Origin of the sequence: Paenibacillus sp. yr247 (genome assembly GCF_900103825.1) — a bacterium.
Classification (GTDB): domain Bacteria; phylum Bacillota; class Bacilli; order Paenibacillales; family NBRC-103111; genus Paenibacillus_E.
This window is the reverse complement of the sequence record NZ_FNIF01000010.1, coordinates 37423-50595: the sequence shown is the minus strand read 5'-3', so window position 1 is coordinate 50595 and position 13173 is coordinate 37423. Positions and strand designations below refer to the sequence as shown.

Here is a 13173-nt window from a genome sequence, read left to right as displayed (position 1 = left end):
AACATGCTTACGGCGATAGAATTAAAAATATATTGCCGTAAGCATGATTTATTTGAAAAGGTTAATAAAGGTGGGAAATTATGCTGTCAACATTAACACTACGACAATTGAAGTCGGTTTTGGAACAAACGAAAGATGGCAACCATACGCTTTTTCCTGAAGCAGCTTCGTCGGAGCGATGGACGCAAATTTGGAACGTAGACAAATATGCGGACTTTTGGGAGAAGCTTGGAGAACAAGCTGTCAAATTGTCTGATCAACCTTTATCTCCGCCACCGTTCTCCGACTTTCTTCTGTTCGGTGAAACTGGTGACCGAATGACGTATCAAACGAAACGCAACGAGCTTTTTTCGGGTCTGCATGTATTCGGTCTGTTGATGATGGCAGATGAACGTCCGGAATGGAAGAAAGGACTCGAAAATGCGATCTGGTCCATTTGCAATGAATATACGTGGGTACTGCCGGCACATGTCGGACTGTACGTGAATGAATATCCGAACGGCATTTGGGATCAACCACGAGCTCCTCGTGAAACAGTTGATTTGGATGCTGCTGTAGCTGGGTTTGCCCTGGCCGAAATCTTACACAAGGTTGGATCGCGATTACACCCTTGGGTTGTTAAACGCGCGAAAGCAGAAATTGAGCGTCGTATTTTTCAGGTGTACTTCAATGATCCGACTCCGCAGAACTGGGAGTTGAAGACGAATAACTGGCCTGCCGTTTGCGTATCCTGCATCGGTGCAATAGCGATTTATTTGATTGAGGACAGCGAAAAACTCGCAGGCATGCTTTGGCGTGTCATCAATGTGCTCCGCCAATATTTATCCGGCTTTGACGAACAGGGAGCTACGCCTGAAGGACCAGTTTACTGGTCATTCGGATTCTCATACCTTGTTTATTTTGCTGAATTGCTAAAAGAGCGCACAGGTGGACAGATCACGCTGCTTGATGAGCACAAAATCGGGAAGATTGCCCAGTTCCCGCAATTCTGTCTGCTAACAAAAGGAAAGGTTGTTAACTTCTCGGATGCACCGGATGAAGCCCGTTTTCATACTGGGTTGATGCAGCGACTGTGTGAATATAACCCTTCATTGAACTTGCCGCCAGACGAATATCGGATGAACGTCATTCCGGTTTCATGGCTGGAAGCGACGCGCTTGATGTTCTGGTCATCGGATCAGCAGGATGCTGAAACGGAGCATTCTTCGGAAGGGCAAGAACGCGTTCTGGAGCGGATTTTCACAGGAAATCAATGGGTCATTTCGAAGGTGCTTCAGCCAGATGGGCGTATCGCTGCTTTTGCAGCAAAAGGCGGTTACAACGAAGAACCGCATAATCATAATGATTTGGGTCATTTTATCCTGCATATTGACGGAGTAAACGTGCTTGCGGATGTGGGAATCGGCGTGTACACGAAGCAGTATTTTCAGCCGGAGCATCGCTACGAAACGATTCATGCAGGCTCGCATGGACATTCTGTGCCCATTGTTGACGGCTATCGACAAGGTTTCGGCAGGCAGTACAGGTCACAATTACTGCAGCATGAGGTGACGGATGACGAGGTGCGATTTGAACTCGACTTAACCGAAGCCTACACGTGTCCAACCTTGCAGTCGCTTACGCGCGAGTATCTGTGGTATCGCCCGAGCCATGAGGCCTCACAGCTGGTCATAACGGATAAAGCGGCGTTCCGTGAAACGCCATCGGCTTTTCAGGAAGTGTTTATTTGCGGTGTTGAGCCGCAGCAGATCGAGATGGGTAGGATCGCGATCGGAACGGTGGAGATGCATTTTAGCCCGAGCGACTGGTTAGCTGAGGTTGAAGCGGTAACGGCGGTTTCTCATTATGGGGTAGAAAATAAGTTCTATCGTCTGCTGTGTAATCGCAAAAGCGTCAGCGCAAGCATGGAATGTCAATTCCGGTTTGAGATCAAGACTCAAGGGGTATAGTTACTCCGGCGGTTCAGGTTTGCCCGTGAGGCTGCAGATGCAGCCTGCGGGCAGCCTATCGCATACAACATCTAGAAAATACATAAGTTTTGGTGCAAGAATCATGTCAGTAAACTCTGATTCTATTTTTCAAGCTAATGATAACGCTTACGAAATTAATAGGAGGTAATGAGAATGCTTAAGACAAGTTCAACTAAGACTTACAAATGGATGGCCCTGGTATTAGCAATGCTAGTGATTTGCACACCAGTTCTATCGATCCCATTCAAAACTTTTGCAGCGACTGCAACAAGTTACTACGTTGATGGTACGAATGGGAATGATGCCAACGACGGTTTGACAATTGGAGCCGCTTTAAAGACCATCCAGGCTGCTGCAACTGTTGCTCAATCAGGAGATACTGTATATGTACGTGCAGGTGTGTACAGAGAAAAGGTTACTCCAGCTAATTCCGGTGTTACGATTAAAAACTACAATAGTGAAAGCGTAACTGTTTCAGGTGCTGACTTGATTACAGGTTGGACATTGGATACTACATTGGCTACCGGAAAAAATATCTATGTAGCAGATATGAACTGGGATATTTACAACGGCGACGGAAATATTGTTTTCGCTGATGGTGTCCTAATGAAGGAAGCAACATTTCCGAATATTGCAGTTGCAGATCTTTTAGACAAAACTAAATATAATACTGTGAAAACATTCACTTATGGGCCACCGAGTTCTATAGTTGACGCATCAGGATTAGGCACTAATTTTCCTGCTAATACATTAAATAGCGGTATGCTTTGGGTTCGAACTGGGAATGGTTATGGCAGCTACACAGCAGCCATTACAGGAAATCCTACTACCTCAACCATCAATATTAATTGGCCGCTCCCATCTACAGGTTACAATCCTGACAATACTTCATATTATTATATTACAAGAAATAAGGCCGTATTGGATGTTGAAACAGAATGGTACAAGGATGTAGCGAATGGAAAATTATATTTCATTGCTCCTGGTAACGTAAATCCAAGTACGATTATGGTTGAAGCTAAAAAGAGAGACTATGCATTTGATTTAACAGGAAAGACCAATATAACCATTGATGGAATTAAGCTAAGAGCTGCAAACCTTAACTTTGTTAATTCCAGCTATAATATGGTGAAAAATACTTTGGTTGATGCTCCAGACTATAACTTACCTGCTGGAATGGCTAACCTTAATGGTTTAACATTAGGTTTGAATTTGAATGGCGATCACAATACGATACGGGACAGCGAAATTAGAAATATGTACGGTCCCGGTATTCTAGTTGATGGACATGATAATAGTATCATTAACAATTACATTCATAATGTCGATTTCCTACATAGTTATGCAGATGCTGTAAAACTAAATGGATATAACCATCTTGTCAGCCATAATACCCTTACGATGTCAGGGCGTGGGCTTGTAGGCGGCTCTTTTTCCAGATCAGTTATTGAGTATAACGATATAAGCCAAGGTATGAAGCTATCTAAAGATGGAGGCGCATTCTATGTTGTGAATGTGGATATGGAAAACACGGAAATACACCATAACGTAGTTCATGATATCATAGGTGCCGGAGGGTCCCACGGTATTTATCCGGATAACTCGGTGCATAACGTTATTTTTTATGACAACATTACTTATAATACAAGTGCTAATGGAATGCTGATAAATGTTCCTAATGAATACCAATTATTTTATAATAATTCAATCCAAGGTCCTATAGGCCAGTTCTGCAATAACTTTGATGTCTGTGATTCAATAGGTTCGAAATTTACAAACAACATAGTAAGTGGTGCATTTGGAGGCGGAGCAAATAATAATGATATGACTAAAGACAAAAATATCATTAGTGCTGGTACTACACATTGGACGGCTCCTTATAGTGTAACTAATCCAACTCCAACAATTCCTTCAGCGTATACCTTGAAGAGCACTTCTACAGGCTTAGATCAAGGTGCAGTAATTCCAGGAATAACTGATGGTTATGTTGGAAATAAACCTGAAATAGGTGCAGTAGAAACTGGAGGAGCTCCATGGAAAGTGGGGCATGACTTTGCTAACCCTCCAAATCCTACTTTCCATCTGAATCCAAATATTCCATATGAAAACCAGATGAAAAACGCGGGCTTTGAAAGAGGAAGCTTTGAAGAATGGACAATTACTGCAGGAACTCCATCACTTTTTAAGCAGGCCGCCTGGGATTATAAAGCGTCAAGCATGGTTAGATTTCAGAATTATGCTGTTCGGCTTAAAGCTGGAGACACCATACAACAGACGGTAAACGGTCTTAAACCTAATACGACCTATACATTAAATGCTTGGGGAATCATACAGGGAACGGTATTTCAAGCAGAAGACTATAATGCCAGCTCAGGAACATTCAGCCAAACCCCTTTCAGAGGAGAAAACTGTCTATGTGGTAACACTGCAGGCGCATGGGTTAAATATAACAGTATCGACTTTGGGACAGGTTTATACAACAGCATCAACTTCGGTGCAGTAAGCAGAGTGACCGGCGGTAAGATCGATGTTAAACTTGACATTCCTACAAATCCGTCGATTGCCACTTATACTATAAATTCAACTAATGACGTAATCAACAATGGCGCTTGGAATTACAATAAAACAGATACACCTATAACAACATCAGTTACAGGGGTACACGATGTTTACTTGGTATTCTCAAATGCAAACGAAATCTACCTGGATAACTTCAGATTGTCCAATACTACTGCTAATGTGGATCAAGCGATATTAGGAGTTAAAGATTTTGGAGGTACTGAGACTACTACAACGATAACGGATAAGACGTTCAACAGCACAACAAAGGCGAAGAGCGTTGAGTTTACTACAGGCCCTAATAATACAAGCGCTACAATATATGCAAGCAAGCCAAACGGTAATTACTATGCCTTTGTAGATGGTTTCGGGGTTGCTGAAAAAGTTCCGGTTCCGGCTCCATTCTCTGGTTCATATAATGGAACAGTTGCTAATTTCACTTGGCCAGCTGTTTCGAATGCCGTAAGCTACGATGTGTACCGTTCAAACATTAAAGATGGTCCTTATACGACGACTGTGTGCAGCGAGGTAACGACACTTTCTTGCAGTGATTCAACAGGTGTTGAGCTTGGAAAATCCTATTATTATATCATGAAGTCCCGTTCAGCTACTGGTGCATTGAGCATAAATTCTGTAGAAGTCACAATATATGTACCTTATAAGCTATCGACAGACCCTTACCAATCTATGCAGCCGTTTGATAGTTTTGAGAATGGATTGAGCAATTGGGTGTCAATGCCAGGTAAAGGTACGCCTTCGCTCAGCTCAGCCCAAGTTCATTCCGGTAGCAGCAGTTACATGATTAATGAAGACATGGATACCATTTATCAAATCTTTAACACCTCATATAACAAGGTAGTCTCCATGTGGTTCTATGACACCGCTTCAGCAACTAACATGCAGAACGTAGCTTTTGTCGACGATAGTGTTACCGCACGGGGGATCGGGGTCAACACGCCGACTTCAGCCACGAAATACGTATACCGTACCGGCGGTACTCATGTGGCTACAGGCGTGGCTAGAACAACCGGATGGCATGAATTCAAGTGGGACTATACATCTGGTACCAAAGTGGATATGTACATCGACAATGTCAAGATTGCTTCTCTAACAGGGGCTGCGAACTTTAATCGTATAGTAATGGGCGATCAGTGGTCAGGTAATACGGTTACGGCCTATTACGATGATATTTCCATTATGGATCTTCCAGCAGCACCGACTCAGAGTAATATCGAAGCTGGAAACGGAAAGCTAACCTTGAATTGGAGCAGCACTTCCGGAGCGACCGGTTATAAAGTCAAATATGGAACAGCGAGCGGCGTATACACGTCAACGGTTGATGTAGGCAATGTTTCCAGCACTACTATAGAGGGACTTCAAAATGGAACCACCTATTATTTCGCAATCAGCGCCTACAACTCAGCGGGACAAAGTCGTAATTCCAATGAAGTAATTGGAACGCCAGATGGCACTGCACCGTCAACTCAAGCTGTTTTGGATGGATCGAAAGGCTCTGGCAATTGGTTTACATCCGATGTGACTGTAACGCTTCAATCTCAAGACGATAATGCCGGCGTAGCGTCTTCGGAATATTCATTGACCGTATTGCAAAGCGTTTACGGCTTGCAATCAACTAATGGATTCGTGCCGTATACCTCTCCGCTCTTGCTTAGCGATGGAATCTATGAGCTGCAATATCGCTCGACAGATCGCGCTGGAAATGTTGAAGCGTCCAAGACGATTACAGTGAATGTAGATAAAACAGCACCAACAACGGTACTTACTGTGAATGGCAGCCCTTTAGTGGATGGAGCAGCTTTCTTAGACAGCCAATTGTTAAACCTGCTCGTTCAATCGGAAGATCAGTTGTCTGGATTAGCTACGCAAACTATTCTCATAGATGGAGTATTGGCAACATCGGCACAGAATAGTTTGAACTGGGCAGGTCAACTAGGAATCCATTTTATTCAAGTCGTTGCGACGGATCTGGCTGGAAATGTGACGATATCCGAGATTAACGTAAAAGTTGCGACCAACGAAAGTTCGATGCAGGAACTGATGAAAAGATATGTGGCTACAGGGGAAGTAAACGGTTCGTTGGAAGCACAAATCACAAACAAATTCAGTCAGTCTCTTGACCACTATAGTAAAGGACATATGGATCAAGCGATTAAGCATATGCAAGATGTTCTCAAGGATCTTGAGAAAGCAAAGCAAGGCGATATTTCTGCTTATGTAAAGCAAGTCTTGACTGCAGATGCGAATGCCATTATCGCAGTCTGGTCAAGATAACGCTTTCGCAAACGCGGTCAGGGGCTAAGCTCCTGACCGCGTTTTTCCATTACGATGGCGATCCGGGTTTGTCGACCAGCTCATCTGATCGAACGGTCCTCGCATATAACTTGGTGCAACATCTTGGAATCAAGATCAGCCTCAAACAGCAAAGATTAGGAGACATTTAACATGACAACAATTAAAAGATTACACGTCATTTTTAAAACACACTTGGATATCGGCTTTACCGACTTGGCTGAGCGGGTTTTGGAACGCTACATGACACAGTTCATTCCACAGGCTTTGGACTTGTCTGAACAACTGGCACTCGAAGAAGGAAATGTGAAATTCGTATGGACGACCGGGTCATGGTTGATTAACGAATTTCTGACGACAGCTCAGCCTGAGATGCGTGATCGCATGGAAAAAGCCATACGGGAAAATCGGATTGTCTGGCATGGGCTTCCTTTTACGACTCATAGAGAGTTGATGGATGCTAAACTGTTTGAATTCGGTATTTCGCTATCGCGAAAGCTCGATGAGCGATATGGCAAAAAAACGATTGCCGCCAAAATGACCGATGTGACTGGACATACGATTGGCATGGTGCCTATTCTGGAACGCAACAATATTCAATTTTTACACTTGGGAGCCAACCCCGTTTGCAAACATCCCCAAGTACCGCCTGTATTCGTGTGGCGCGCCGCTGATGGCTCCGAATTGGTCGTCAACTACACCAATGATTACGGTACACAGCTCCAGATTGAAGGTCTTGAGGATGCACTTTATTTCGCCTATACGGGAGATAACCATGGGCCGCCTAGCATTGAGGATGTTCGGAAGTTGTACGCCCTATTGCAGGAGAAATATCCAGAAGCGACGATTATGGCATCTACGTTGGATGCTTTTGCCGAAAAAATCCTTGAGTTGAAGCATCAGCTCCCCGTTATTACTGAAGAAATCGGCGATTCGTGGATCCATGGGGCAGCCTCAGACCCTTGGAAGATTGCGAGATACCGTGAGCTGTTGCGATTAAGAGACCAATGGATTGATGCTGGGAAGTTGGATCCACAGAGCGAATCGTATGCAGTGTTTTGCAATCGATTAATGCTAGTTCCTGAGCATACGTGGGGGATGAATGAGCATGTCTACTTGCTAGACTATGATCATTACTCAGCAGCCAATTTCGCCGCCGCAAGAGCGAGAGATAAAGTGAGCGAGCCTAGGACGGACAAATATGCGTATCTGAGCTGGCCGGCGAAAGCAGAACGCTCTTACAGTATGTTCGAAAGCTCCTGGAAGGAACAGCGCGACTATTTGGATCAAGCGTTAGCAGCTTTGGATGATGCTTTAGCAGCAGAAGCAGGTGAGGCTTTTGAACGGATGAAGCCAGGCATCGAGCACTTCTCTGAAAATGAAAGAGTCACTCTGGAAGTGAACGAATGTTATGATTTGGGGCAGTTTCGTGTTAGCTTTGGATCAGATGGGTCGATCAATGAATTGGTGGATTCAAATGGCAAACTATGGGCGGACGATGAGCATCGACTTGGTATATACAGCTACGAAACGTTTGCCAAAGAAAATTATGACCGTTTCTTCAAAGAGTATGTTACCAATTTAAAGGTGCATCATCGCTGGGCGGATAACGACTTGGGGAAACCTGGTCTTGAGTATGCAGAGCCGCGGCCGGAACACAAACGTTACTTCCCGGTTGTAAAATCTCTCTATCTGATTCAGAAGTCGGATCGATCGATCGTGTTGGCGGAGCTTAAACTTCCTTCCTTTCTTTATGAACAATATGGCACCCCGCGTAAGATGACGATAGCTTACACGTTCTTGCATACCGATTCGCAGATCGAAGTTGAGCTTCATGCGATGGAAAAACCGGCTTGCCGATTGCCGGAATCCGCATGGCTGTCTTTCGTGCCATTAACGGATAGTCCGCATCATTGGAAGATGGAGAAGCTGGGAGCACGCCTCTCTCCGTTATTCGTAGTAAAGGATGGGAACCGGAATATGCATAGCGTGGAAAACGGCATATATTATGAAGGTCCTGAAGGCAGCATCGCTTTGGAGACGCTGGATGCCCCTGTAGTTTGCCCAGGGGAACCGCGGCTGCTGCAGTTCGATAATTCTTTTGCCCCGTTAGATGGCGGGTTCCATTTCAATTTGCACAATAACGTGTGGGGGACCAATTTCGCCATGTGGTTTGAAGATGAAATGAAATATCGATTCCGATTAACGCTGCTTGCGAATCGAATGCTGTAACTGTATAAAAGGAAAAGAGGGATGGCAAATTGTCGAAGATAAAAGAAATTCTTGTCTATCATCACAGTCATTTGGATGTAGGTTATACGCACACGCAGCCCGTACTTTGGGAGTTACAAAATGAATATATCAACCAGGCGTTGGAACTTTGTGAGAAGACGCAGCATGAACCGGAAGAAAATCGTTTTTATTGGACTTGCGAGGTAACTGCTCCGGTTATGAATTGGCTAGAAATTGCGGATGAAAGCAAGATTGAACGATTTCAATTTTTTCTTAAAAATGGACAAATTTGTATATCATTTTTGAGTATGCACACTTCTCCGTTATGTAATGCTGAACAATTAGCACGACTCTTATATTCGGTGAAAGAGCTTCGTGATCGATTCCATGCACCGATTCGTACGGCCATTAATCATGACATTACCGGTCAACCATGGACAATGGCACAGGTCCTCATCGATGCCGGAATTTAGCTGTATACGACAGGAATTAATATTCACTTGGGCGGGCTTCCGCTTCCAAGGCCAATAGCATTTCGGTGGGTTGCGCCTGATGGCAGAGAACTGCTGACGTTTAATGGCGAGCACTATTCGTTATTTACACAATTCTGCCGTTTGGAAGAAAAAAGTACAAAGCTGATGAAAGAAGGGCTGGATCGATACATTTCACGCATCGAAAGTGAAGGGTATCCGTACGATTTCATTTATCTGTCGACAACGAATATTCCAATGTTTTTAGAAAGACTTAGGGAACAACCGATCGAAACAATTCCTGCCTACAGCGGGGATTGGAATGATTTTTGGAATTTTGGAGCTGCAAGCTCCGCAGAAGAAACCAGGCTAAACCGAAGATCAAAAATAAGTTTGAAGTCAGCAGAGTTTCTATCTGCATTTCAGTCTACTCGAACAGAAAAAGGCAGTGATCTCTACAAGAAGGCATGGGATCAGGTGCAATTATACGATGAACATACGTGGGGGGCCAATGTTTCCGTATGGGAGCCGGATTCGCTGTTCACGAAATCACAGTGGATGCATAAGGCACACTTTGCTTATCAGGGCAATGCGCTAGCTGCCTATGCCGTAAACCAGCAATTAGAACAGTTGGAAGGCAATCCGCTCCAATCCGGTAGGCCGGAAGGCGTTGTACTTGTGAATCCGACGTCTGTTGAGCAAACCTGTGACGTCCGTTTACCAAAGGATTTTGCAGGAGAGGCTAGACATACTTCAGGCGGAAGATTCACTTATAATCAAAACATAGAAGATGTGAATTGGGCGATAGATTCCTATGGACTTGTCAAACTGCCACCATTCAGCTATAAAATGATCCGAACCACAGAACCGCTCATAGATCGCACTTCTGACGCTGTAAGAATTATGGATAATGGCATCGAAACGCCATTTTATCACTTGTCCTTTGACCGTGTAACGGGACGAATCAAAGAGCTGGTGGACAAGCAAACAGGCTGGCATGCAGGCTGCAACAGTAGGCATTGAGGCTTCTCATCCTGTGCAAATTTTTCCTTTGGTCTATTGTCCAGACGTGAAGGAGGAAGTGTTTATTAAAGTAGATGGTCATCCGTGTATTGTAACACAATATATCAAGTCTGCTGATGATAAGAATGGGCTTATTATACGGTTGAATAATTTGGAAAACGAGTCGTCCCAGTTATCGATTCAAACTCCGGGGATACCAATAACTCATGCATATGTTACGAATATTTTGGAAGAAAATCTAAGTGAGATCGTAATCACAGATGGGAAGCTTCGATTAACGATGGATAGCAGGCAATTGATGACGATTCGAATTGTGTTTGATACGAAATAAATGGATTTTGTATCATGCGAATTTATAATGAAAATATTTGCTGCAATTGCTGCTTTCTACAACGGTTCTTATGGTTCTGTTTTTAATTTGTCAGCACGATACTTCTGAATTACAACGCCGACAAAACGATGCTTCAAATTTCAAATGCAGCAGCATGCAATCCGGATAGGAGTCGGTTGACTCTTATCCGGTTTTTACATTTCGACAAAAATCACAGTGTTTTTCGCATTGTATGTTTAAAAAGTAGAGTTTTTTTCATTTTTTACAGTAGTAGCTGAGCTTCATAAAGCTGATAATGAGAGCATCTTATTATCATAGTGTTTGGAGGAGGGGAGATCGTATGGAGCCAAGACAGCTTCGTGTCTTTTGCATCGGCTTGCAAAATCACTGGCTTTCACATTGGGGATCTCGGCCGGATGTTGAGGTGGTTGGCGTAAGCAACAGATATCAGGAAGCGAATGAGCACTATGCCCATCTTCCTCAGTTCGAGGATATTCAGGGCGCGCTCCAAAAGTTGAACCCTGATCTGGTCACGATGGTAACTCCGCCTTATGCCAAAACTTGTATGGAGACGATCCGAACAGTTGTGGAAAGCGGATTCGATATATATCTTGAGAAATTCAGGCCACAGTCTTGGGAAGATGGGGCGACGATGGTTTCGCTCTCGCGTTCGAGAGGCAGACAGATCGCGATTGGAGAATCGTACAGATTTGACAAGTTTGTGGAGCAAGCCAAGCGCGTCATTCTCAGCGGCAAACTCGGCGAGCTGGGGCAGATCGTATGGCGATGTCAACGGCCGAATATCCGTGCAGCTTGGATGAACGAATACGAGCATGTCATGCTTGAAGATTTAACCTACCATCATCTCGGTGTAATTCATTACATGATCGGTGCCGAGCGCTTCAATCAGGTGTTTGCTACCTCTGTGCTTCCTTCGTGGTCAATTGAGAAATCGCCTTCGGTTGTATCTCTCCTGGCACAGAGTAACGAAGGATTGCACTTGAATTATTACGCTTCCTGGGCTGCGCACAGTGCGGAAACATCTTGGCTGGGAGAATTTCAATTAGATGGCTCTGAAGGGAGTTTGCAGCTGCGCGGCGACCGCCTTGTTTTCATTCATCATGATGGAGCAGAGGAAACGATTGTACCTGATGAGTCCAATGGATTTGAATTACGTGCTGGGATCGTAAATGAATTTATGGCTGCTTGCATGCAAGGACGAAAGTCTGACTTAGATATTTCATCGTTTCAACCCGTGATTCGCATGATACAAGCATCGTTGGAATCTGTGCGGACAGGGAATAAGGTCGACATTTAGCACTGTACTTTTTATGAAGGGACGAAGCTATCAGTGGAATATACGATTCTAGGAAAAACAGGATTTCGAGTTTCAAAAATTGGCTTGGGCGGCGCTCCGCTTGGCGGTGATTTTGGCGAGACAACGGATGAAATTGTGACAAGTGTCATTGACGCTGCCTTGGATTTCGGAATTAATTTTATCGATTCAGCGCCGTTATACGGTAGAGGTGAAAGCGAACGCAGAATTGGACAGGCGCTTAAAGGAAAGCGAGATCAAGTCATTTTGGCTACGAAGGCAGTGATGAGAGGTACACCATATTCGTATGAGAACACAATTCAATCCGTAGAAGAAAGCTTACAAAGACTGCAGACGGATTATATCGATCTCATTCAGCTGCATGAATTGGAGCAAACGACCTATGAACAGGCTGTGAATGAGACAATCCCAGCGTTTCTGAAGCTGAAGGAGCAAGGAAAGGTCAGAGCCATCGGTGTGAACGCTGGGAAGCTTGAACTTCTGATGCCTTTCCTCAAGGAGGATTTGGTAGATACGATTCAGACCTACGCGAAATATACGTTGGTTGATTATACAGCCAAAGACGAACTGCTACCGCTCGCCAAGGAAAAAAATATCGGCGTCATTCACGGCAGTCCGCTGGCCATGGGCATCTTGGCGGATCAGCCGGCGCCTTTTTTACAACAAAATCATGCCTTGCTTGAAGAATCGAACAGAAAGATGGAACAGCTGCAATTTTTGCGTAAAACCGAGCCGAAAGGTCTTGTAGAGCCAGCGATGCGCTTTAGCTTAACTTGTCCGGATATTGCGATTACATTAACGGGAACGACATCGATCCGTTCTTTGCAGGCGAATGTGAACTATTGTGACGGTGTAGGATTATCGGATCTGGAACTTGAGAAAGTATTTGCGTTGTTCCCTGGACAGCAATTGTTATAGCAGAATGTGTGGGAGGAAATGAAC

Annotated in this window: 8 protein-coding genes; all 8 read left to right on the top strand. The window is 44.3% G+C overall.

The features are described from left to right. Nucleotides 1-80 precede the first annotated feature (80 nt). The 8 genes from BLT91_RS17650 (at nt 81) to BLT91_RS17615 (ending at nt 13149) form a co-directional block, all read left to right on the top strand. Nucleotides 81-1949 (top strand): heparinase II/III domain-containing protein, encoded by a 1869-nt coding sequence (locus BLT91_RS17650; RefSeq protein WP_090823273.1) that lies wholly within the window; start codon nt 81-83, stop codon nt 1947-1949. A gap of 174 nt (nt 1950-2123) precedes the next feature. Further along, complete coding sequence (locus BLT91_RS17645) at nt 2124-6821, top strand: FIMAH domain-containing protein (protein ID WP_175532372.1); 4698 nt, start codon at nt 2124-2126, stop codon at nt 6819-6821. A 171-nt stretch (nt 6822-6992) separates the two neighbouring features. Then, a complete protein-coding gene (locus BLT91_RS17640; RefSeq protein ID WP_090823270.1) occupies nt 6993-9071 on the top strand; it encodes a DUF5054 domain-containing protein in 2079 nt (692 codons plus the stop codon). Between the two features lie 29 nt (nt 9072-9100). Continuing rightward, nucleotides 9101-9544 (top strand): glycoside hydrolase family 38 N-terminal domain-containing protein, encoded by a 444-nt coding sequence (locus BLT91_RS17635; RefSeq protein ID WP_090823268.1) that lies wholly within the window; start codon nt 9101-9103, stop codon nt 9542-9544. 27 nt (nt 9545-9571) lie between these two features. Next, nucleotides 9572-10564: a polysaccharide deacetylase family protein gene (locus tag BLT91_RS17630; RefSeq protein WP_090823266.1), complete on the top strand. Its 993-nt coding sequence runs from the start codon at nt 9572-9574 to the stop codon at nt 10562-10564. Next, the gene (locus BLT91_RS17625; protein ID WP_090823264.1) at nt 10539-10895 is read left to right on the top strand and encodes a glycosyl hydrolase-related protein; all 357 of its coding nucleotides are present in this window, start codon (nt 10539-10541) and stop codon (nt 10893-10895) included. The genes BLT91_RS17630 and BLT91_RS17625 overlap by 26 nt, the downstream gene beginning before the upstream one ends. 340 nt (nt 10896-11235) lie before the next feature. Beyond that, entirely contained in the window at nt 11236-12213 is a 978-nt protein-coding gene (locus BLT91_RS17620; RefSeq protein WP_090823262.1) for a Gfo/Idh/MocA family protein, read from the top strand. A 33-nt stretch (nt 12214-12246) separates the two neighbouring features. After that, a complete protein-coding gene (locus tag BLT91_RS17615; RefSeq protein ID WP_090823260.1) occupies nt 12247-13149 on the top strand; it encodes an aldo/keto reductase in 903 nt (300 codons plus the stop codon). Nucleotides 13150-13173: the final 24 nt, after the last annotated feature.

Excerpts from the sequence above, each read along its gene's own strand:
- BLT91_RS17650 (WP_090823273.1), top strand. The coding sequence starts at position 81 with ATGCTGTCAACATTAACACTACGACAATTGAAGTCGGTTTTGGAACAA.
- BLT91_RS17625 (WP_090823264.1), top strand. The coding sequence starts at position 10,539 with ATGCAGGCTGCAACAGTAGGCATTGAGGCTTCTCATCCTGTGCAAATT.
- BLT91_RS17640 (WP_090823270.1), top strand. The coding sequence starts at position 6,993 with ATGACAACAATTAAAAGATTACACGTCATTTTTAAAACACACTTGGAT.
- BLT91_RS17620 (WP_090823262.1), top strand. The coding sequence starts at position 11,236 with ATGGAGCCAAGACAGCTTCGTGTCTTTTGCATCGGCTTGCAAAATCAC.
- BLT91_RS17645 (WP_175532372.1), top strand. The coding sequence starts at position 2,124 with ATGCTTAAGACAAGTTCAACTAAGACTTACAAATGGATGGCCCTGGTA.